15 protein-coding genes, 1 tRNA gene and 1 pseudogene are annotated in these 21,856 nt (G+C 49.3%); 8 read left to right on the forward strand and 9 right to left on the reverse strand.

What is annotated here, in order from left to right:
• Window positions 1-631: 631 nt before the first annotated feature.
• The 3 genes from ppdK to Pla110_RS07365 all read left to right on the forward strand — a co-directional run bounded on the left by ppdK (window position 632) and on the right by Pla110_RS07365 (window position 4,515).
• A complete protein-coding gene (gene ppdK / locus Pla110_RS07355; protein ID WP_144994709.1) occupies window positions 632-3,373 on the forward strand; it encodes a pyruvate, phosphate dikinase in 2,742 nt (913 codons plus the stop codon).
• A 292-nt stretch (window positions 3,374-3,665) separates the two neighbouring features.
• Window positions 3,666-4,037, forward strand: a complete 372-nt coding sequence (gene aroH, locus Pla110_RS07360) for a chorismate mutase (protein ID WP_144994711.1) — start codon at window positions 3,666-3,668, stop codon at window positions 4,035-4,037.
• 404 nt (window positions 4,038-4,441) lie between these two features.
• Window positions 4,442-4,515, forward strand: a tRNA-Arg gene (locus Pla110_RS07365).
• Between the two features lie 244 nt (window positions 4,516-4,759).
• On the opposite strand, the pseudogene Pla110_RS23115 reads toward Pla110_RS07365, so the two are convergent.
• From Pla110_RS23115 to Pla110_RS07385, 4 genes and pseudogenes are all read right to left on the reverse strand, one after another.
• Window positions 4,760-5,920, reverse strand: a pseudogene (locus Pla110_RS23115) (tyrosine-type recombinase/integrase); the annotation flags it as partial.
• A gap of 26 nt (window positions 5,921-5,946) precedes the next feature.
• Entirely contained in the window at window positions 5,947-6,138 is a 192-nt protein-coding gene (locus tag Pla110_RS07375) for a helix-turn-helix transcriptional regulator (RefSeq protein ID WP_197440566.1), read from the reverse strand.
• 60 nt (window positions 6,139-6,198) lie between these two features.
• A complete protein-coding gene (locus Pla110_RS07380; RefSeq protein WP_144994715.1) occupies window positions 6,199-7,380 on the reverse strand; it encodes a phage/plasmid replication domain-containing protein in 1,182 nt (393 codons plus the stop codon).
• Window positions 7,381-8,472: 1,092 nt separating this feature from the next.
• Window positions 8,473-9,087: a sigma-70 family RNA polymerase sigma factor gene (locus tag Pla110_RS07385; RefSeq protein ID WP_144994716.1), complete on the reverse strand. Its 615-nt coding sequence runs from the start codon at window positions 9,085-9,087 to the stop codon at window positions 8,473-8,475.
• Window positions 9,088-9,285: 198 nt separating this feature from the next.
• Here Pla110_RS07385 and Pla110_RS07390 point away from each other — a divergent pair, with 198 nt between their 5' ends.
• A complete protein-coding gene (locus tag Pla110_RS07390; RefSeq protein ID WP_144994718.1) occupies window positions 9,286-9,840 on the forward strand; it encodes a PLAT/LH2 domain-containing protein in 555 nt (184 codons plus the stop codon).
• 522 nt (window positions 9,841-10,362) lie between these two features.
• Here the strand turns inward: Pla110_RS07390 and Pla110_RS07395 are convergent.
• A complete protein-coding gene (locus Pla110_RS07395) occupies window positions 10,363-10,551 on the reverse strand; it encodes a hypothetical protein (protein WP_144994720.1) in 189 nt (62 codons plus the stop codon).
• Window positions 10,552-11,165: 614 nt separating this feature from the next.
• Between Pla110_RS07395 and arsB the strand changes: the two genes are divergently transcribed.
• Window positions 11,166-12,428: an ACR3 family arsenite efflux transporter gene (arsB, locus tag Pla110_RS07400; protein WP_144994722.1), complete on the forward strand. Its 1,263-nt coding sequence runs from the start codon at window positions 11,166-11,168 to the stop codon at window positions 12,426-12,428.
• Entirely contained in the window at window positions 12,425-12,673 is a 249-nt protein-coding gene (locus Pla110_RS07405) for a hypothetical protein (RefSeq protein WP_144994724.1), read from the forward strand. The genes arsB and Pla110_RS07405 overlap by 4 nt, the downstream gene beginning before the upstream one ends.
• Window positions 12,674-12,860: 187 nt before the next feature.
• On the opposite strand, the gene Pla110_RS07410 is transcribed toward Pla110_RS07405, so the two are convergent.
• Window positions 12,861-15,908 carry a type 1 glutamine amidotransferase family protein gene (locus Pla110_RS07410; protein ID WP_144994726.1) on the reverse strand — a complete coding sequence of 1,016 codons (3,048 nt, stop codon included), beginning with the start codon at window positions 15,906-15,908 and terminating at the stop codon, window positions 12,861-12,863.
• Window positions 15,909-16,232: 324 nt separating this feature from the next.
• Between Pla110_RS07410 and Pla110_RS07415 the strand changes: the two genes are divergently transcribed.
• On the forward strand, window positions 16,233-17,141 hold the full coding sequence (locus Pla110_RS07415) for a CHAD domain-containing protein (protein WP_144994728.1): 909 nt from the start codon (window positions 16,233-16,235) through the stop codon (window positions 17,139-17,141).
• Window positions 17,142-17,154: 13 nt separating this feature from the next.
• Here Pla110_RS07415 and Pla110_RS07420 read toward each other — a convergent pair whose 3' ends face one another.
• The 3 genes from Pla110_RS07420 to Pla110_RS07430 all read right to left on the reverse strand — a co-directional run bounded on the left by Pla110_RS07420 (window position 17,155) and on the right by Pla110_RS07430 (window position 20,350).
• Window positions 17,155-17,538, reverse strand: a complete 384-nt coding sequence (locus tag Pla110_RS07420) for a hypothetical protein (protein WP_144994730.1) — start codon at window positions 17,536-17,538, stop codon at window positions 17,155-17,157.
• Between the two features lie 400 nt (window positions 17,539-17,938).
• Window positions 17,939-18,868, reverse strand: a complete 930-nt coding sequence (locus Pla110_RS07425) for an SRPBCC family protein (protein WP_197440567.1) — start codon at window positions 18,866-18,868, stop codon at window positions 17,939-17,941.
• A 228-nt stretch (window positions 18,869-19,096) separates the two neighbouring features.
• Window positions 19,097-20,350, reverse strand: a complete 1,254-nt coding sequence (locus Pla110_RS07430) for a LamG domain-containing protein (RefSeq protein WP_144994734.1) — start codon at window positions 20,348-20,350, stop codon at window positions 19,097-19,099.
• Window positions 20,351-20,923: 573 nt separating this feature from the next.
• On the opposite strand from Pla110_RS07430, the gene Pla110_RS07435 reads away from it, so the two are divergent.
• Window positions 20,924-21,841 carry an NAD(P)-dependent oxidoreductase gene (locus Pla110_RS07435; RefSeq protein ID WP_144994736.1) on the forward strand — a complete coding sequence of 306 codons (918 nt, stop codon included), beginning with the start codon at window positions 20,924-20,926 and terminating at the stop codon, window positions 21,839-21,841.
• Window positions 21,842-21,856 lie beyond the last annotated feature (15 nt).

The raw sequence follows: 21,856 nt of genomic DNA on the forward strand, positions 1-21,856 counted from the left end.
TTCTGCACGACTCAAAATGAAAGTCAAGATGATTCTGCTATCCCTGTGCGTCCTAACTCGTTGGGTCATACGAAGAAGGATATTTGCAATCAAGGGGATTTCAACCCGGCGTTAGTGGGTGGGTTGACGATTGAAGCCCGGATTGGTACGTTCAGCGTGCCATGACGAATAATGCTGTGAGCATATCGGGCGAAGCTACGCTTCCGCCTGCTGGAAGGACTCCAGAATCTCGCATATCACTCGCTTTGGAAGCAGCCTCCTGACTTACTGACGGGTTTGCCGGACGTTTAAACAGCGATCGCGGGCGAGCCTGAACTGGTTTAGAGAACGCCTCTACGCAGCTCAACAGCTTTACTTATCTTCGTGTTGTCTCGATGGAAATTGAACTGCCTTTGCCAGTTCCTGATGTGAATATTTCCGCTTTAATCGAGAACTGAGTACTCCTCGACGAATCATCGTTAAGCAGAGTCCAAATAGTCCTCAACCGGGCTTGGATTCCGATTCCAGACCGTGGCCGTACTCACAAATCAACCGATCAGACATGGTGCATTTTGTAGTAGGACATCCATTTTCTAAATGGATCACTATCTTTATTACGTGGATCATAGTGCCCTAAGGCAAGGATTCTAGAATGAGCAATAAGTACGTTTATTTCTTCGGCGATGGCAAGGCTGATGGCGATGCCTCACTTCGTAACCTGTTGGGAGGAAAAGGGGCTAACCTGGCTGAGATGATCAATATCGATCTCCCTGTACCGGCCGGTTTTACCATTACCACGGAAGTCTGTACCTACTACTACGACAATGATCGTACTTTCCCACCCGAGCTGAAAGCTCAGGTCGAAGAGTCGATGAAAAAAACCGAGGAGGCCATGGGAGCCAAATTCGGATGCACCGAAAACCCGTTGCTCCTCTCCTGTCGTTCCGGTGCTCGTGAATCTATGCCTGGTATGATGGACACCGTCCTCAATATCGGCCTCAACGAAGACACCGTCGCCGCCCTCGCCAAACAGGCTAACAACGAAGCCTTCGCTTGGGACAGCTACCGCCGCTTCATCCAGATGTACGGTGGCGTGGTGATGGAAATGAAACCGCAGAAAAAAGAAGACGAAGACTACTTCGAAGAAATTCTGCATCACAAAAAACAAGAAGCCGGTGTCAAATTTGACTCCGAGTTGACCGCGAAACAGTTGGAAGAACTCGTTGGCGAGTACAAAGCCTGCGTCAAAAAAGTGACCGGCAAAGACTTCCCGACCGACCCCATGGAACAAATGTGGGGAGCCATCGGCGCCGTCTTCGGTAGCTGGATGAATGACCGGGCGATGGTATACCGCCGTCAGTACGGAATTCCTCATGCATGGGGTACAGCGACCAACGTGCAGGCGATGGTCTTCGGTAACCTGGGTGACGATTGTGCCACCGGTGTTGGCCTGACTCGTGACTGCTCAATGGGTGGTGGCGGCTTCAATGGCGACTATCTCATTAACGCTCAAGGTGAAGACGTTGTGGCTGGTATTCGTACCCCTAAACGTATCGAAGTCACCCTTCCAGAAGAAATGCCCGAAGCATTCAAACAACTGGATGAAATCGGTAAAAAACTCGAGCAGCACTACAAAGACGTGCAGGACATCGAGTTCACCGTTCAGCGTGGCAAAGTCTGGATGTTGCAGACTCGTAACGCCAAACGTACCGGTTTCGCGGCAGTTCGACTTGCTGTCGATATGGTCAACGAAGGGCTAATCACGAAAGACGTCGCTCTGAGTGCGAAACGAATTCCTGCCGACGACTTGAACCAGTTGCTTCAGCCGATCTTCGACCCTGCTGAAAAAACGAAAGCAGTCGAAAACGGAACTCAGATCGCCACCGGTATTAACGCCGGTCCCGGTGCTGCAACAGGAAAAGTTTGTTTCCACGCGGCAGATGCAGAAGCACTCCACGAAAAAGACCCTAATGTTCAGCTCATCCTGGTTCGTCGCGAAACCAGCCCTGAAGACCTCCGCGGTATGCGTATCGCTCAGGGTATTCTGACTGCTTTCGGTGGTGCCAGTTCTCACGCGGCTCTCGTTAGTCGCCAGATGGGTAAAGTCTGTATCGTAGGTTGCTCTGACCTCGACATCGACTACCACGATGCGGTTATCAAAGTGGGTGGCAAAACGATCAAAGAAGGTGACTGGATCAGTATCGATGGCTTCACAGGTGAAGTCTTCGAAGGCCAGGTACCCACCAAGCCGAGTGAAGTTATCGAAGTGCTGCTCAGCAAAACGCTGAAACCGGAAGAATCGGAAATCTACCAGCGTTACGAGCAACTGATGACCTGGGTTGATGAAGCCCGCACACTCAAAGTCCGTGCTAACGCCGAACGTGACGAAGCCGAAATTGCTGTGGCCTTCGGAGCAGAAGGGGTAGGGCTTTGCCGTACCGAGCACATGTTCTTCAGCCACCTCGATGAAATCCGTGAGATGATTCTCGCCGAGGACAAAGAGACCCGCACCAAAGCGGTTGAAAAACTGCTCCCATTCCAGCGTGAGGATTTCACGGAACTCTTCCGCACGATGGCTGGTCGTCCTGTGACAATTCGTCTGTTGGACCCACCATTGCACGAGTTCCTCTCGGAGCATCATCTGCACGAGCAACCCGATCTCGGTCACAAACTGGCCGACATCATGGGAACCAGCCTGGAAGCGATCGAACGTCGCGTCGAAGAGCTGAAAGAATCGAACCCGATGCTCGGCCACCGTGGTTGCCGTCTCGGAATCGTTTACCCTGAGATCACTGCAATGCAGGCTCGGGCAATCTTCGAAGCTGCTTGTGCGATCAAAAAAGAAGACAACGCCGAGATCATTCCAGAAGTAATGATCCCACTGGTTGGATTCGAAACGGAATACAAAAACCAGGCAGCTATCGTTCATGAGCAGGCGAAAGCCGTCATGAAAGAGCAGGGTGTTGAATTTGAATACCTCGTCGGAACCATGATCGAAATCCCCCGTGCTGCTCTGACTGCGGATCAGATCGCTAACGAAGCTGAATTCTTCAGCTTTGGTACCAACGACCTGACGCAGACGACTCTCGGTATCAGCCGCGACGATTACGGTGGATTCATTGGCTATTATCAGGAAAACGACATCATCCCAAACGATCCGTTCCAGACGATCGATCAAACTGGTGTCGGCCGCCTGATGGAGCAGGGTGTTTCCCTCGGACGTGGTACCCGCAACGATCTCAAGATCGGTATCTGCGGCGAGCACGGTGGAGACCCCGCTTCGGTCATGTTCTGCCATCGTATCGGGTTGAACTACGTCAGTTGTTCTCCCTTCCGTATTCCTATCGCTCGACTCGCCGCCGCTCAGGCCGCAATCGCCGAAAAGAATGCGTAAGCGATCAGGTAACCGATTGTTTGCAATGAATAATCATCAGCAGGCCCATTCCTGATCAGGCCGGTCCTGCTGGAGAAAAAAATCGAAGCCGCTACTTCCTCGCGAAGTGGCGGCTTTTTTTGTTTGATATTGTCTGGAGGCCGATAACTTCCCTCGTTGAATTCTGTAATAAATCGACGGGACAGATTGGCGATGATCGCGACCGCTTGTTACAGTAGTTAGCTGGTGCTGGTCTCGCTCGAGGGCAGCAGGAACAGCATTAAAGCCACCTCACAGTCGACGTTAAATCATCATGGCAGTTCGCGGAATTCGAGGCGCAACATCGGTTGAGACGGACTCATCAGAAGAGATCCTGGCCGCCACTTCAGAGCTTTTGCAGGCGATCTTACAGGCCAACGGGATCGACAGCCTGGAAGAGATTTCGTCTGCTTTTTTCACGACGACATCCGATCTGACGTCCGCCTTCCCCGCCGAAGCCGCCCGCAAACTGGGCTGGTCGCAAGTCCCGCTATTGTGTGCGACGGAAATCCCCGTCCCCGGTGGGCTTCCCCGTGGCATCCGCATTCTCCTGCACCTGAACACGGACAAAACCCAGGCCGAGATGGAACACGTCTACCTCCGCGAAGCCAAACGCCTCCGCCCCGACATCCACAGTGCCCAATAAACCACCTCAACTATTTGAGGGTAGCCTGGACAATCACCCCGTGTTGTTCAGGTCGCGCAGCGACAAGCCAGCGTCGCCCCCAGCTATCCAACGCACGTTTCCTCCACCATCTACTTGTCTGGCACCAGTATCGCTCAAACGCGATCCCCAGGCTCTCCAGCAGCCGAGTCGAGGAGAATTGAGGTGCAAGTCAAATGGAGAGAAGAGGGGCCTCAGGGCGAGATTATGGAGAACCTCGCACGATTTACCGTGTCAAACTGACCAACCGGCCTTTTTCCCCGGAAGAGGCCGAGAAAATGGTCCAATACCCTTTACAGATCCGCTTCAAAAAGCTTAGATATGCGTATCCGAGGCCCGCCTCCCGGATTGGTATTAAAAATACCGAGCAGCACAACAAAACACCCGCACCCCTAGCTCAATTGGATAGAGCATCGGTCTACGGAACCGAAGGTTGGAGGTTCGAATCCTCCGGGGTGTACTCCGACAAAATAAGACTCTAGATGACAAAAGTCGTCTGGAGTCTTATTTTTTAGGGGTGTGATTGTGGGTGGTGCTGAATCGCTTGCAGGTGCCTCCAAGTCACTGGAAGACACGTCTGGACAGGAAAAGTCAGAATCTAGTGCAAGTATAAGGGCAAGGTTTTCGGTATCCGCTTGTACTAAGGGAACCGCTGGCAGGGCTTTCAAAGCAGAAGCTTGCTGATCCAGTTCGATGTGCGTGTACGTGTTCATTGTCAGATTAATGTCGGAGTGCCGTGCGAGTTGTTTCGCCACCTGGGGAGACACACCGGCGCGACTCAGATTGGAAATGAACGTATGCCGATTTGAATGGAAGTCAGCATAGTGCCCGTTGGAGTTGCAGTACTTCAGGAATTCAGACGCTTCCCGTCGTGCCGATTCTTCTGGAGTCGTGGCTTCTTCCAGCCATAGATTTCTAGCCAGCTCCAGGTCTTTAGCCATCATCTTGGCTGTATCCCGGAAATAACCTCTAGGGGTTTTCAGGATGAAGAGGATCGAGTCTGAACCAAGGTCAGCTTGTGTTGTCAGCCATTCTTTGAACGCAGCGACGACGGTGCTTTGGAGGGGGATTACATCCTTCTTTCGTCGCTTGCTGTAACCCGCTTGAACAGTGACCGTAGGAGATAGGGAATCGAGGTCAAACGACCTGAGGGTGAGAGAAGCCAGTTCGCCCCGTCTAAAGCCGGTCCACGCTGCTAGAATGTACAACATCGCCCGGTCGGGGCCTTCCATTCCTTCCACCTTGGGACCACGTCGAGCCGCTTGTACGAGCTTTTCCAGTTCTTCGGGGAGCAGGGCTCGTCGCTGGTGCCGCTGGTCTGTGTCGACATTGATTCGTTTTAAGTGCCGCAACGAATTTTTATGGATGCGTTCGTTCGCTTCCAGCCAGGCACAGAATGTTTTGACCGCATCCTGATAGAAGTTGCTAGTACGATTCGAGAATCGTTTACTGGTCTTCCTCTGATTCGCCAACCATTGAACGACTTTCGATGCAGTGATATCCAGGACTCGCTTGAATTCGCATCCGGCGATTAGAGTTTCAATGCGCTTGATGGTCTGGGCAGTATGTTTCGGACTGCACCCTTTGCCCGCCAGGTAGACTTTGTAATCGTCCAGGTGATGCTTGATAGGCATCACAGCAAACGATTCTTTAGGATCAGTTAGACCAGCCTGCACCCATTGTTCTTTCTTGATGATCTCGTTTAACATTGCCTGAGCCGCGGCTTTGTCGGTACAGAGAGGGACACGTTGTGTTTCTCCGTGTACATCTCTGTATTGACCGTACCATTTTTTGACGCTCTTAAGGGTCGGCTTTCCGGTCTTCGGATCTTTGGATGTGTATTTAGGTTTGAATAAGCTGGCCATTATCTGTCTGAATCCTTTTTAGAGACTTACGGTTTTTTGCATCCGTTGTCTATCCATTCGATGATGTCCGTTGTTCTCCAGCGGACCAGCCGCCCAAGGTAAACCGGTTTCGGAAGCATCCCCCGAGCAATGTAACGCTGGAGCGTTCGCAGGGAGACTTTCAGTCTCTGGGCCAGTTCAGCCCGATCAAGTAGTTCATAATCATCCATTGATTTCATTTCGAATCCTTTCAACATGAAAACCGAACAAAAGTAAAAATGCAACACTCCTAAGAATATCTACGCCGCTTTTGTTTTGCCTTGAGTTAAAATCATATAGGGATGACGCGCCTCTATTTTCTTGCGAATTTTAGGAATATCCTTGATCATTGGTTGATAATATTCCTGAAGTAATAGGTTGAGTTCGAATTGAACTTCGACCGGTGTGTTGGGCAACTTGCCCAAGTATGCCAAGGCTGATTTAAAACATCCGACACCCTGTTTGACGAGTCGTTCGACATCTCCACCAATTTTCTCGCGCTTATCTCGTTCTTTAATAGTTGGGCCGGTCCATGCATCGAATGCCGCAATCACCTTCATCCATAATGGGGATACTCCGCCTCGCTCAGTATGGTTTGGGTCGACGGCAAACTCAGTGAGTCGAAAATATAAATAGCATAAATAGTGCGACAGATCGTTTCGCTTTTCCATTAAGTCTTTGAAGTCATTAATTCCATGCTGATTTAGTAGGCTGTTTCGACGAACTTCAAATTCGACTCGAGTGGCGCCTAATTCCGAGTCGGGATGTTTTCCCCAACGATTTTCGACCAGGAGTTCGTACTTTGCTTGATGGTTTTTTGTCTCTTCTATTTTGTCGTATATTCGGAGCTTTGTGGACGCCCCCCGAGTGCCAAATTGAATGGTTTGTGGTTCTTTGCGATCACGGATGACGTCATTTTTTCGTGTCCTCGAAACATAACAGTCTCCATTTACCGCATCAACGAATTCTCGTACATGAGTGTCGACAAGGTCTACACAGAAATCGACTCGGGATGGATTGATTGAGGATGGGCAATATCCTAATGCTAAGAATATATTTCTTAACTCGTCGTAGAGATGTAGTTCCCCCCACATCATGAGTGGCAGAGAAGTAATCTGTATCGCTAGGTTTCGACGGCTTATTTTGGGATCACCTGTATCTGATGTTTGCTGGTCTGCTACACCGAACGTGATGCCTCGATAGTTGAATTGCCATCTGCAATATGCATAGCCTCGCCCCGTTCCGGAGGGGAGAACTTCTATCTCGATCTCATCAGTCAATGTGACCATTGAATTTTCGAAATCGTCAGATTGAGATGCCTCTTGGGCTCTGTCGAGAAGGCTGCGTAATTTTTCCCAATATCTCTTTTCAAAAGATCCGTGGCAGCTCAAACCAAGCCAGTCAAATCCACCTGTTTCAAGTGGACTGTCATTAAATGCCAATAGAGGACTTTGGAGTGTTGAGGGGGCCGTGTTACTAGATTCGGCCCCCTTTTCCGGAATGTATGGCAGGCACGCCAGGTATTCTGGCGCTGGTTCGTTCGCTCCGCCGCTTCCGGGCGCGGCTCGCTCGCTCTCCGACGCCAGTTTTGGGCTGATCTCTCGGAGGCAATCCGGACAAAAGCAGTCTTCCGGATGGAAGTGATACGATTTCTCACGTGACTTCTTGGACGCAGACATAGCCTAGCTCTTTCTTAAGAGAAAAAGTCAGTCATCCCCTGGTAGAGCAGACTGCGACCACTAGTCGCTCGGCATGCCTACGACGCTCCAACAATGGAATTCAGCCAGGGATGAGCAGGAGTAGATAGTAAAACCACTTTGTTGAGAGCACAGAATTCTCGCCACACTATCGGAGAGAGGAACAGCCTTCTCTCGAATTCTGTGGGCTTATGCTGCAATTCAACAAGCGAATGCCGCATCTGGATCAGGGTTTAGTGGTTAAGAAGCGATTGGTTCGAGTGCCTAGGCTATCTTTCACAGCGTCATCTCTGACTGCCGGCGACCTTTCAGCGTGTTTTCTCGTCTATCTACTCAATCGATTTGGCTAGTTTTTGAAGAGGATCCAGTAATGCAATGCGAAGGATTATTTATTTTCAATCGGTTTTGTAAAGAGATTTTCAGCAGAAACTTCAGTAAGTACTCCCTTACTTGTATCAAAACAATTCCATAAATTATTTGAAAATAAGCGATTAGGAGAATAGAGAAAATTTAATTTTCACCGCCTCAGAATCGACACCAACAGCAGCAAGGGCCGCCTTTGCTTGCCTCTGGCGTTGTCATCCTCGAAGCTCAGCTCATCGTGAAGCCCCGAGGATGAAACGCCGACGGCAGCAAGGCTAGGTCCTGACAAAGTCACTCAAAAAGAGGATGATAAAAGTTAACAAAGAATCAAATGTACTGATCTGCCTGCATCGCTACGCTCACGCAGGCGGATAGAGCTGTCCCCTGATACAGTCGAACACTAAGTCATGTGACTGGTGTCATTCATGGGGGCAGATCAATTCATAGAATAAGCTCGATATCAAATACTTTTTTTTATGCTTCGAGCACTGTGGAAGCCGACCACTTTTCACGTATCTGTTTTAATCGTCTTTCCACAGTGGCGAGTGAAAGTTTTGTTTTTTCTGCGATTTCAGTATTGGCGTAAGCTTGCATCCGTAAAACAGCGATATCGCTTTCTTCAGCAGTCAGCTCTCTCATTAAATCCTCCATTGATTCCTTAAGAGTCAACACATCTTCAGGAGAGGGTTCCGTGGAAGCGATCCGGTCAAAGCCTCCTTGACCATCTGCGTTAGTGGGGGAATAAAATATCGAATCTCCTCTGACGTTTCCTGCTCCGCGTTTATCAGCTAGTTCACGCCGCAACTGCTTTCGCGCTTTGTTCTCGGTCATTGTTAACAGGAGACGCCATAATCCGTCCCTGTCATTTAAATCAGGATATTGACCTTCTTCATAACGACAACAGAAGCTGGCAAATGCATCGTTGACGGCATCATCCGCATCCGTCATTCGGTTGTTTGTCCCCAGTTGTCTCATTGCCACACCAATTAGTCGTTTCTGAAAACGATTCCAGATTTTCTGGGCCGCATCGTCATTATTTTCTTCACGAAGGGCATGCAGCCAATTCGTTACTGAATGTTCATCAGACATCTTAAATCATTCCTAGTTAGTAGCTTACAGAGATGTTGTTTGTTGAGTGATGTTAGCAAATAATACCGAAAATGGAAATTATTTTCCAAAAACATGAGGGGTGCGAGTTCTGTTTGGGACTTTCTCTATCAGCGGCGGACAACACAACACAATCAAACTCACCGCCAACCTTAACCCTTTACTCTTGGAGACATTACAATGATGACAAAGATTCCAAACCATGTTCTAACTGTTGCTTTGACGCTGGCAATCTCAGCAGTGTGCATCTCGGACATCGCACTAGCTGGTGCCTCATACGTTGTGACCATCAATACAAGTGACCAATCCGGCGCTGGAACTGACTCCAACATTTGCCTGAAGCTTTATGGAACAAGAGGACATACCGATTTAATTAAAATTAATCGACTGTTGGATGGAAATGCGTTCGAGTCTGGAGACCGTGATACTTTCGTGTTCACTGCATCAGACGTTGGTTCGATCATCAAGATCGAGGTTAAGTCTGATGGGAGTGGCATAGGCTCTGACTGGCACTTGAAGGAAATTTCTGTTCGGTATCACTCGAGAGCAGCAAATGAAGCTCTCAAGAAGTCCTCCACAGACGGCGCTTTAGCGATTGTTGCGAAGATGGGTGAATTGGCAGAAAGGGGGGGAATTATTACGTCGACGTTTCCCTACAATGCATGGGTTACTGGCGAAGAACGTTTTATTTATCACGGAAAGGAACACGCTGGGTTTGTTATACTCGCCAGATGACCGGTAACCACGTCTTCTATACAATCATGCAGACCTACAAATAATCGGTAACCACAATCAGTTTACCGCCCGGCGGCACAAGTCCTACTTGTGTCGCCTTTTTTTGTTTTCGGTTCTGGTCGAAGTGAACTTCATCAATCGCCCGATAACACATTCCAGAAATTAAAGGGCTCGGAGATAGTTGAACTTGTACCGATCGATCGTTTTAGGATTAATCTTCACTCATCATTAGCGAGAATATTCGTTTGATCGACATTGGTAAATTGTGCCATCTATTAATAATTTTGTTTAGAAGCTGAACGTCTTTCTCTTGTAACTCGTAATTGTGGATGCAAGCATGAGGGCAAGCGGCTTCTTGTATAATCTGTAAGTCCTTGTCATTTAATGAGGTTACAAAATCCTCCGTTCGGTCTACGGAACCGAAGGTTGGAGGTTCGAATCCTCCGGGGTGTACTCAAAAACGCCAGACAACACGAATGTGTTGTCTGGCGTTTTTTTAATGCGCTTAGGGATTGAGCGGGTTTATTCCAAGGAGTTCTTATCGTCCATTTTCTTTAAAAATCTCTCGCCGCAGAAGGAGTCGTTTTCGATCATTTCATTGAGCGACTCCATCGTGCTTCCCGCTTCGACGCTGATGCAGAAAAAATATCCCTCATCGAAAAGTATCAGGGGAGAGTAGATGGTGGTCGCATAAAGACGGGTGAATTGCAAGATAAAACTCCACCCTGGTTCTCCGTGTGGGTGGATGCAAATGGACGTCTTTCAATCATAAATATCAATGCTGATGGAGCAGTCGCCCCAGTGGGTGAAATAATGATTCTGTGAAAGTAGACTCTCGACGTCACTAATTTGCCTGTCCAGCAACTCGTCAAATATAGCGGCCATCTCTTTGCCGAACAGTCTGTTGTCGGAGCGGATGGCGGATAGCGAACTCCCCATTTTCGATAGTTCTCACTCTGGCCAAATTAAATGTTGGACTGAGAAGTCATTCTTGAGGTGCAAACTGCTTTCGAACTCGATCCTCGGACGTCCGCCCATCTCACAAAGAGAATCTCCGAAGCCAACGATAAACGTTGTAGGTATACGCTGGGACACTTCGTCTCAAATAAACTAAACCTGACACATTGACAATGCCGATTCATTATAATAACATTCGCCTATGCGGATGTAGTTTTGGGAGCCAATACGGTTTATGTTGTTTGAGACTGATCTGATTTAAAACGATGGCGGATGCTCAATCTGGGTCCGTTTGTGAAACAGGGTGAACTTGTTTTTTTGACCAACATATTCGCCTAAGCACATATTATAGATAAAGAGGAGAGAAAATGTCGACGGAAACATGCCCTTCCCAGAAACTGAAAGAGGGAGGGATGGGATTCTTTGAACGGTATCTCACTTTGTGGGTAGGGCTATGTATTGTCGCTGGGATCGCTCTCGGCAAACTGGCCCCTGATATCGCCAAGTCGCTCGATGGAATGGCGATCTATGTGAACAACGCTCCGGTCATCTCCATTCCAATCGCATTGTGTCTCTTTTTCATGATGTATCCGATCATGGTCAAGATCGACTTCGGTGAGATCGTTCGGGCGGGAAAAGCTATTAAACCAATGGGGCTCACGCTTTTCCTGAACTGGGCCATTAAACCATTCACGATGTACGCCATTTCCGTTTTTTTTCTCGGGACTCTCTTCCTCGGTTTTATTGGTCAAGACGCTGTTGATTACGTGAAACCTCCATTGGGAATGGATCTGCCGGTGGATGCTGTATATGGATCGGGGAAGGTTGTGCTTGTGGACGGCGTTAAAATGTTGGAAGTCCCTTTGTGGCGCAGCTATTTGGCTGGTTGTATTTTATTGGGGATCGCTCCTTGTACTGCCATGGTTCTAGTGTGGGGCTACCTTGCAAAGGGGAATGATGGCCACACGATTGTGATGGTCGCCGTTAACTCACTCACCATGCTTTTATTATATGGAGTGCTGGGAGGATTTCTGTTGGGAGTGGGGGAGTTGCCCGTTCCCTGGCAAGCCCTCTTGTTATCTATCTCCGTGTATGTCGCGCTCCCACTGGTTGCAGGATATTTTTCCCGAAAGTGGTTAATTGCCACCAAAGGGGAGGCTTGGTTTAAGGAGCGGTTCCTGCACTTTCTGACCCCAATCACCATCGTTGCTTTGCTGGCAACGTTGATTCTGCTGTTCTCCTTTAAAGGAGAGATCATTCTTTCGAATCCCGCAACAATTCTGTGGATCGCGATCCCATTGTTTCTGCAAACAATTTTAATTTTTGCACTGGGCTACATTTTTTCAAAGCTCATGGGGCTTACTTATGAGAATGCGGCTCCTACAGCTATGATTGGGGCTTCCAACCATTTCGAGGTGGCGATTGCCACAGCAGTCATGTTGTTCGGGCTCTCGTCCGGGGCGGCATTGGCAACGGTGGTCGGTGTACTCATCGAAGTGCCTGTCATGTTGATGCTCGTGAAGTTCTGTCTCAAAACACAGGGCTGGTTCGCACATGAATCAGAGACTCCTTCAATAAATAATATGACTGCTGCAGAAGCGGATATTGAAGTTCAAGGGAGTACAAAATGAAACAACATCATGAATGCTACGGAAAAATGTTTCCTGATATATTGAATCTGCCCGCGGACCAACCCAAGTCGGGAAAAGTCTTCACTGTATTAAATGATCAAAGTGGGGGCATGTTGCAGTCGAAGAAGTCGATTACTCCCAATCAGGAACAGTGGGACAATTGCATGAGCTGTCCAGAGTTTGACCATTGTTACAAGTTTAGCATAGCCAAAGTCTCGTTGGCCACTGCTCTAAGTTCGGTGTAGCAGATCAACTGAATTGACGACAAGTTTTCAAACTAACAGTAACTCGCCATCTTTCTCCTTACTGGGATCTCGGTTCGGTGTCAGGTGGCGAGGCTTTTTTCTGAACATATCTCGGGATTGATTTCATTTGTGCATCTTGCTTCGACGCTAACTCAAAAGAGATAATTTTACTTATCCATCGATTCCATCATCGATAAAAGACTTGCACATAATCGCTACTATCCAACGGTAATGAAAAATGAACCTTCCCTTCGGGGGTGGTATGGTAGTTGAGTTCTCCCTGGTGAATTGATTCGATTCGGGTGATCGGCTGGGCGGGTTGCAGAGTGAAATCGACCTGCTTGAGTGGGGCCAGAGTGTAGTTGGCGAGGGGGATGACGGCGCCCGAATCTCCTTCTAACAATACGGCGTCGACCAGCGGTACATTGCAGGTCAGGGGAGGAGTGATGCTCGCGGTGCGAACCGGTTGCAGAATCAGTTCTCGAACGTCGGCCGAGTATTCCCAGGGGTTGTCCGAGCGTTCCAGTCGGGAGTCCCCGGTCGTTGTCGCTTCGCCTTCCTTTAAGTCCAACACGGGTGTGGGAACGTCCGTGCGGTTGGTGGCGAGTTCTTCCGCGGTCACCTGCGCCGCTTGAAGGTCTCGCCGCGCGACGAGGGCCTGCTTGATATAGTCCAGCGAGGGCAGGAAACCGGCGGAGTAGATCGATCCCTGGCCCGCATCGGTTCGCACAATCGCTGCCGATCCATCCTTGAATGTCGCTAAGACTTCGCTACCGGAACGGGCGGACTGTCGTTGTTGAACGGAAAGCACATCAAGTTCCTGCTCACCGGCAGTCACGACATCCTGAGCTTGAAGTATGTGGAGATAACTTCCCGAATTCAAAAATGGCTGCAGAACTTGTAATGGTTCCCGGTCGGCAGGCAATAGTTCGTCTAATGTAGCCAGCGGTCGATTGAATTCATCGTGGCTTGCAGCTCCTGCGGAAAGATATAAAACGCCCCCCTCCATGATCCAGTCGCGTAGTTTTTCAGCTGCGGCGGAAGTCAGGTTGGGACCGGACAGGTAGCAGACTTTGTAATCTTGCAGCAAACCTTTTTCAACCTGTTGTTCGCTCACGAAGTCGACCGGAATTTGTGCATGTGCGAGAGCCATCCAGGTGTGCATGCGATTAAAACCAAAGGCGTAGTTCTGCCCCAATGTCCAAGCGTCGGTCGATGAGGAATAGAGCACAGCGACTTCCGCCGGTTTTGCTGTCGAGGAGAGTAGCAGATCTTCGGCACCACCAATCTCGCGCACAACTTCCGCGTTAGCAATCCATTTTTCCGGTTTGGAATACCATGTGTGACTTTTCCAGGTGGGGCCTCCTTCATGGCTCCCCCAACTGACGCCGTAGGAGAAGTTCTTCCAGAGCCGTATGCCTCGCGCCGTTTCGCTTGCCCCTTTGAGTTTAATGTCCCAGGGTTTGCGCCCCGCGTGCGCCACCAGATAGTGGCCGAGTGTTTGTCCCCGCTCCCTCGCAGCCGCTCGCATCAAGTCGACGTTATAGGCACCGCATTGATAGCTGGAAGCCCCGTTGGCCCAGTCTTCACTCCAGAGTGCATTCTGGTCATCGGAATCGAGCAGTTCGAAGTAATCGACTCCCTGCCCGTAAAAGTTCGCGTGATAGGTTGCCCCGTCGCTGAAGTTCACGAGGGTTGGCAGAGTACGACCGTAAGCTTCTTCCAGGATTCCTCGCTGAATCGCCATGAAGTCGCCCAAGGCTCGGGTACGGAATCGCTGGGTGAAGTAATGGAGTGCCGGGGATTGATCTCGTTCGCTTTCTGGCACAGGGCGAACGGCGTCCCAGTCGGCAACGAGCAAATCTTCTGGAGTCTTGCCCAGCTTCTTGATCCAGTTTCGGAACGCTTCATGATACGCTTCATCGGCAGCGGCGAAGCTGGCTGGCTGTCCGGTCGGTTCATCCATCAACATACAGTAAGCGATGTCGTCGATCGATTTACCACTTTGCACGAACTTGTCTACTTTCGTGGCCGCTGACTCTTTCATCTTTTCGATGTCGGGCCGACAGAAGGAGCGATCATGCATATACCAAAGGCCACCGATGTAGGATTTATCGCGATTGGAAAATCCGAAGTAATCCAGCGTCTTCCATTCGCGGTCACTCACCGCTTTATCAACCTCGGTATCATATCCACCGACGGTTGCGCTGACGAAGAAGGGGATCGATTCCGGTTTCTTTCCAAACGTGGGCCAATCCATCGCATCGGCCACCTTGCCTGTGGCTTCGGCGAACTCAGCATCCCGCATTAAACGGCTTCGATGTTCTTCTGTTGTGAGATCGGGCGGAGTCACGACGACCAAACCATTCGGTTGGCAGTCGAACTGCATTGTACGGACAATCGAATCTTCATTGGGTGCGCTCGCGAATTCGAGCTTGGCCGCCAACTGAGGGGCATGCTCTGCATAATGGTGTCGGGCAGTGATGTTCAGGATCGCACCACTATCCTGGTACAGCATCGGAGTGATGTTACACCAGGGAGTCTGTTCCCCACCGACAAGTCGTTCATCAAGAGCGGGTCTTAACCCCGGTTTCGTCCCTGCCTTAGACAAATTGAAATGCTGGTACCACGGAGCATGATAGTGGTCCGCGAAGATATGAATATAAACGGGATTGTCGTAGACGTCGTCCAAAGTGACGCGTAGAAAAGTTTGCGGACCATAGAGAAGGTGGTTAGGAGTAAGCTCCTTGTCTGTAGTGAGCAAGACGCAATCGACATGGCGAACATAGGGCGAGCAATTCTCCTGATCTGTTTTACTCAGTTCGAGCTCGACTGTTCCTGCGGGTAATGTCAAATCGAAGTAATCCCAAACGTAATCCCAGTTGAATGCGTTCGGGAGAGGCTCTTTGTCGAAATGATTTGAACCGACTGTTTGGTTATTCTGAGCAACCGCGAGTTGGAACGGGCCTCGTCGCGTTTTGTGATGCAGAAAACGGACCCAGATGCGGAAGTCTCCCGCTTCAGAGATGGTCACCGAAGTTTGGGCGACGCCACTCGGATCACCGACGGCTCCGTGCAGTGTGTTTAGCATGGAGGCTGAGCGTGTTTGTCGGTTCTCCTGAACCTTCCAACCGTCTGTTGATGTGGTAAAGCTTTCTGCTTCAACGAAGATTGGCTCCGCTGCAAGAGCGATTCCGGGAAGGAGAAGAACAATGATAGCAACGAGTCGATTCACGGGGTGGAACTCCTGAACAAGGATCGCGCGGAGAAGTCGTTTTAGAGATGATTTCTGATGAAGGCTTTCTGAGAGATCGCCTCCACTCGATTTTACGTCGATATCGCAGCATGAACAACGGTGAGCTGGAAATGGATGTTTCGGAGTAAAGGTTCGTCATGAACCGAAGATGAATGACATGTGTATTTGAAATGGCGATGAGGTACCTTCACGAATGAAGGGTCGTTCTATAGAATGACCGTCCGCGATCAACTCCCTCTTGTCTAAAAGCGTCAAATCGTCCGCTTATTACATTCATCATTCATCCGGGGGAATCCCTAAATCATGAGTTTTAATTTCACCAAAACGGAATCACTCTCCGCGGGCATTAAACGCATTGCGGGGGAGCAGGTGGATGCCGCCATTCAGGATTTGGAAAAGAGCGATGCCGATCGGCAGGAGCAGATTCACGAATTTCGGAAGCGGTGCAAAAAGCTGCGAGGTTTAATCAGACTCGTCCGTTCTGCTTATGAGGAAACTTACGAGGACGAAAACGACTGGTATCGGGATCGATCCCGAGAGCTATCGCGCGCACGTGATACGGAAGCGATGATCGAGGCGGTGGAAGCGTTACGTACCAGTCTGGCAGACGAAAGTTCGGAGCAGCAGGAAATTCTCGCGACCACATTGGAGGTACTACGGGAAAGCAACGAGCAGATCACCACCGAGTGGACTGAAATGGAAGATCGGCTGGAGAAACTCGTTCCGGAGTTAAAAAGAGCACGTAAGCGTATTTCTGATTGGAAACTTGATTCCGTTTCCTGGAAGTCGATTCGCAAGGGGATCAAGAAAACGTACTCGCGGGGAAACAAAGTTCTCAAAAAATCAGTCGCCGATCCGACAACAGAGCGATTGCATGAGTTACGGAAGCGAACCAAATACCATTGGTTTCATTTACGGCTGTTGGAAAATACATTTCCGAAAGTTTTAGAAGCGCGTGCCGATCAGGTCAAGCAACTGAGTGATTATCTGGGCGACGATCACGATTTGTCAGTATTAACGCGATTCATTCTGGAAGATGCAAATCGTTTTGGCGACGTCGCTGAACAAGAACGGTTGTTAGAACTCATTCAACTACGTCGTCAAAACTTGCAAGCCTCAGGGTTACAGTTGGCCCGCCTGCTTTATACCGAGTCACCGGGCGATCTCACGGATCGCATTACCGATTACTGGAAAGTCTGGAGAAAGAACTAACGTGTTTTCTGCTCTACGGAGTGGTCGCTTCGTCGTTCTGAGTGTTCTCTGGGTTCGGTGCAAGCACCGGATCAGTTTCTTCGACTTCGATTTCCACTTCAGTTTCGGGTTCGGTTAACTCTTCGGGTGATGTCGAGTCGCTAATGTTGTCGTCGGCCTCATTGTTTAATTCCTGTTCGATGTTCGGTGATGAACTATCTTCGAGTGCTTCATCAGTCTCGTCGACATCGAGCACATCAATATGAGCATCTTCATCATGAACCTCATCGTGCATTCCGTCTTCCATGATCGGACGATTGGCGCGATGTTCCATTTCAGTATTTGTTTCGGTGCAGCCCGCCAAGAGCAGAGCGGCAGGGGCAATAGATAGTGCCATCAATAGTTTATGCAATTTCATTTCAGAGACTCCTTGGTTGTTTTGGATTGTGATTTTGCTGGTAGCGCCCTGAAAAACTGTCAGGTCTAGTTACCACTCAGGGTTATCTCTGTGCAGATCCTGTTCCGCTCCCTTTCGGTTCGGAAATAGGGAGCATTTCGTTTGGTGGGACAGGACAACAACTGCACGAAATACTCTACAGGAACAGGGTGAAGCGCCCCCTGTAATAAGCAAATCAGTGATTATTCATTTTAAAACAACAGCGATGTAAAACATCTGCCTGACATGTCAGCGACCGCAGGATTTGGCCGCTGAACGACCACTCCTCCGGATAGAAATAAACGAAGTTGCTTAATCTCTCTATTTTGACAGCCGACTTCTGTGGCTTGCCAATGCCAACAGAGATTCTGGAAGTCACCAGTTATTTGAGTGGCATATAAACGTCAGTAACCAGATCTTTCTCATCGGTTTCCGATGGCGAGTTGCGATAGATCTCAAACGGACTCGTCTTACTCGCTTTCAACTTCTTATTACGAAGGTGTGTCTGCCCAGTAGACCAAGCGTTGCCGAGATGCTCGTAAGAACCGATATGTTCAATGTAATATGCGGGCGTAGCAAGGGTACTCCACTCGTCGAGATCATCTGGGGCGGTTTCGGAGTCAGGAATGGTGTACCCAATAGTGAATTCGGTTTCCTGCTTCTTCATGTTGAAGCGATGATAAACGGTCATCATGAGGCCGTGATCACGAATTCCCGCTGTTTCCAGTTTGTGGTGTAACTCAACAATGGCATCTTCCATCACCGACATCATCTTGTCGAAGGTGCAGGTGCGGCGTACACCGACCATTCGGATCGACTCGACGATATCTTTTCCGTGGACAATCACGCGGCTGTTGATGTGTCCGGTTTCTATCCATTCTTTGAGCATCTTGAGGCCGCGGTCATAGTCAGACCCGATCCAGCCATTCATCATGCCGACCATCCAGAACAGGAACCAGGGCAGGGAACCATCCATATTCCAGTGAATTCGCGAACCGCTTCCAACAGATTCAATATTGAAGGAGACCTTCGACACACTCTTCATTGGACGCAGGAAACGAATTTCCGACTCAATATAATTCGGTCCATCAAGCTTTTGCCATTGAAGTTCTCCCGCCCCTGTGACATCACCATCCCACGCATAGGTAGAACCAACGGAATTGCTTTCCGAAGAGATAGTCACTTTGGCTTCTGGTTCTGCGATCAGCCAGGGAGACCATTTTGGCCAAGTGTTGAAGTCCGAGACAACGCCGAACACCTTTTCAGGGGAGGCATCGATTTCAATTGAGCGAGTGACATGGAACTTCGGCATGATCATATCCTTAAAGCGAGAAGCACGGGCTTTCATTCTCACGAACTCTCAGCCGCAAATCAAGTTTCGGCTATCTTGACAATGGCGCATAAGAAAAACCCATGTCCAGTTCGCGAACGGTTGGAACATGGGTTTTCTTTAAAACAAACAATGTGTCGTCGAAGTCTGTCAGTCTCTTTCCCTATTTAGAAAGAAAATTTAGACAAATTAAACAACCGACTGTTGTGATTAAACCAGTTCAAACAAGTCTTCTTCGAAGGCCAGAAGTTTGTCTTTATCTTTGTCGTCATCGCCACCACCTTCACCTTTGGTGAGGACACAGAAGTTGTCAAACAAAGTGACGGCGTTAAACGTCATGAGGCCAACTTGACCACCGTTTAACTTATTTTCCTCGAACTCAGCGGAAACGACTTCTTCGCCATTCACGAACAGAGTGACATCACCACCGTCGACGACGAGATCCAGATACTGGACCACGTTTCGAGGAATTGTTTTTCCTTCATCGTCGAGATCAATCTGGGCAAGTCGCTCGCTGAAGTCACCTTGGTAATGGCCGATGACCCATTGGTTCTGTCCGACAAAAGCGCCTGCATATTTAAAATCGGTGTCGCTGACATAGTCGAAGATAATGAATCCGTCGTGCCAGGGGGCCGGTCCCAGAATCGAAGTCATGTCGACAGCGATTTGGAATGATTTCGGAAGCTCGTCTCCCAGATCAATAACCGAGGTCGCTAGACCTTTGGCTTTACTGTTGCTTTTGTAAACCTTATTGCCTTCGATTTCTTCTACAGTCCACAGGGCTGCATTGTTCGGTGTGAAATCATCGGCGATCCCATCCTGGAAGGTTTCTTTGAAGAGGGGAGCATCGGCTTCAGTAACACAGATATTGTCGAACTGCGTTTGTGCATTAAAGGACATCACGCCGACTTGTCCTTTTTTCAAGGTGCCTTCGCCGGTGAACTTCGCGTCCAGAACTTCATCGCCATCGACGAACAATGTCGCTGTTTGACCTTGGATAAATACAGTGAGGTTGTAAACGGTATTTACATCAATCGTCTTACCTACGTCATCGAGGTCGACCTGAGCGAGACGATTACTGAAGTCTCCCTCATAATGGCCGATCACCCACTGGTTCTGTCCAACGAAGGCACCAGCGTATTTGAAATCAGAATCGCTGACATAGTCAAAGATAATGAAGCCATCATGCCAACGTCCGCTTCCAGACACGGCTTTCATATCGGCAGAGACGGAGAAGGCATTGGGAAGTTCGTCTTCCGTTTCGATGACGGAAGTTGCCAGTTCAAGAGTTCCGGCCCCGCCAGACTGGTAGACTTTATTTCCACCCACGTTTTGAACTGACCAGAGATTGGAGTCATTCTCTGTGAAGTCGTCGGCAGTACCATCTTCAAAGTCTTCAGCTGCAATTGCGCCGCCAGCAGTACCCGACAGCATTTCACGAGATTCCAGTGCTTCCAGTTGCATACCGTGACGTCGTGCGACAGCCCTTCGCGTTTGGGAATCTTGAGCCGCTAGAAGTCGACTAACAAAGTTCTTTAAGTGTGAGCGTCTTAACATGACTGTAGCCTCGAAATTAAAAATAGGGGAAGGAAAAAACGTGTATGTTTTGGGCAAGGTAATAATGAAGTCAGGCCCGGAATGTCATTTTGTACCGGTTGTATGAAAAATAATGCAACGCTACACAATAAGCGGTTTTCGGTGAGTAGAGAAGTGAAATGGGGTAGAAATGTATAATGATTGGACAAAAGGGCAGTTTGGTAGGAATAGGGTCCGAATCCAGTCGGACGAATTCTTAGAGATCCTGCCTCTACGTGATTTAACTCCATTTCACCTATTGATGCCGCTAACTCAGGAACCGTTTTGAGTATCCGTAATAGTAATCTCGCGGCGTATTGCCTCAGTTCCGGGTGGGGCACTTGCCGTTCGCGGCCAAAAAAGGGAAAGTAGACTGTCTGGAATCAACTCAAATCGGGGATTCGACATGGAAGTGATCGTCTGATCACATTGCCGCCTCGCAGTATTAAGGGACAATGACTTATGACTATCAATGCGATCAAACCGGGAGAGACAAAACTCGGCTGGATCGGAACCGGCGTAATGGGTTCGAGCATGGTCGGGCATCTGATTGATGCTGGATTTGCCGTGACCGTTTATAACCGCACAAAAGCAAAGGCACAGTCGGTCATTGATAAGGGAGCGACTTGGGCTGATTCTCCCCAGGCTGTCGCGGAAGCATCTGATGTAATTTTCACGATCGTCGGTTTCCCCGATGACGTACGCAAAGTCGTCCTTGGAGAAAAAGGGGCACTCGCCGGTTCCAAGTCAGGGAATATTCTTGTCGACATGACTACCAGCGATCCGTCGCTGGCAGTCGAAATTGCTGAGACAGCGAAAGAGCAGGGTGTTCACAGCGTCGATGCTCCTGTTTCTGGTGGAGATGTCGGGGCGAAGAATGCCGCGCTGTCGATCATGATCGGTGGAGAAAAAGAGGTCGTCGACCTATTGCAGCCCTGTTGGGAAGCGATGGGAAAGACGATCGTTTATCAGGGAAAAGCCGGTTCTGGCCAACATACGAAGATGGTCAACCAAACCTTAATCGCAACGAACATGATCGGCGTCTGTGAAGCATTATTATATGGTCACAAAGCAGGTCTCGATCTTCCTACCGTCCTGAAGTCGGTGGGCAGCGGTGCCGCGGGAAGCTGGTCGCTGACCAACTTAGGACCGCGAATTATGGATAATAATTTCGATCCCGGATTTTTCGTCGAACACTTCATCAAAGATATGGGTCTGGCATTGGCCGAGGCAAAACGGATGGGCTTATGCCTTCCCGGTCTCGCATTAGGACATCAACTGTATCTCGCCGTTCAGGCTCAAGGCCATGGACGCGATGGTACCCATGCCTTACAACTCGCCTTGGCGAGTATGTCTGGTATAGACTGGAGTAGCCGGTAACGGCCTCTGATCGCA

This window comes from Polystyrenella longa (genome assembly GCF_007750395.1).
Lineage (GTDB): Bacteria > Planctomycetota > Planctomycetia > Planctomycetales > Planctomycetaceae > Polystyrenella > Polystyrenella longa.

Excerpts from the sequence above, each read along its gene's own strand:
- ppdK (WP_144994709.1), top strand. The coding sequence starts at position 632 with ATGAGCAATAAGTACGTTTATTTCTTCGGCGATGGCAAGGCTGATGGC.
- aroH (WP_144994711.1), top strand. The coding sequence starts at position 3,666 with ATGGCAGTTCGCGGAATTCGAGGCGCAACATCGGTTGAGACGGACTCA.
- Pla110_RS07375 (WP_197440566.1), bottom strand. The coding sequence starts at position 6,138 with ATGAAATCAATGGATGATTATGAACTACTTGATCGGGCTGAACTGGCC.
- Pla110_RS07385 (WP_144994716.1), bottom strand. The coding sequence starts at position 9,087 with ATGTCTGATGAACATTCAGTAACGAATTGGCTGCATGCCCTTCGTGAA.
- Pla110_RS07390 (WP_144994718.1), top strand. The coding sequence starts at position 9,286 with ATGATGACAAAGATTCCAAACCATGTTCTAACTGTTGCTTTGACGCTG.
- arsB (WP_144994722.1), top strand. The coding sequence starts at position 11,166 with ATGTCGACGGAAACATGCCCTTCCCAGAAACTGAAAGAGGGAGGGATG.
- Pla110_RS07405 (WP_144994724.1), top strand. The coding sequence starts at position 12,425 with ATGAAACAACATCATGAATGCTACGGAAAAATGTTTCCTGATATATTG.
- Pla110_RS07415 (WP_144994728.1), top strand. The coding sequence starts at position 16,233 with ATGAGTTTTAATTTCACCAAAACGGAATCACTCTCCGCGGGCATTAAA.
- Pla110_RS07420 (WP_144994730.1), bottom strand. The coding sequence starts at position 17,538 with ATGAAATTGCATAAACTATTGATGGCACTATCTATTGCCCCTGCCGCT.
- Pla110_RS07425 (WP_197440567.1), bottom strand. The coding sequence starts at position 18,868 with ATGCCGAAGTTCCATGTCACTCGCTCAATTGAAATCGATGCCTCCCCT.
- Pla110_RS07430 (WP_144994734.1), bottom strand. The coding sequence starts at position 20,350 with ATGCAACTGGAAGCACTGGAATCTCGTGAAATGCTGTCGGGTACTGCT.
- Pla110_RS07435 (WP_144994736.1), top strand. The coding sequence starts at position 20,924 with ATGACTATCAATGCGATCAAACCGGGAGAGACAAAACTCGGCTGGATC.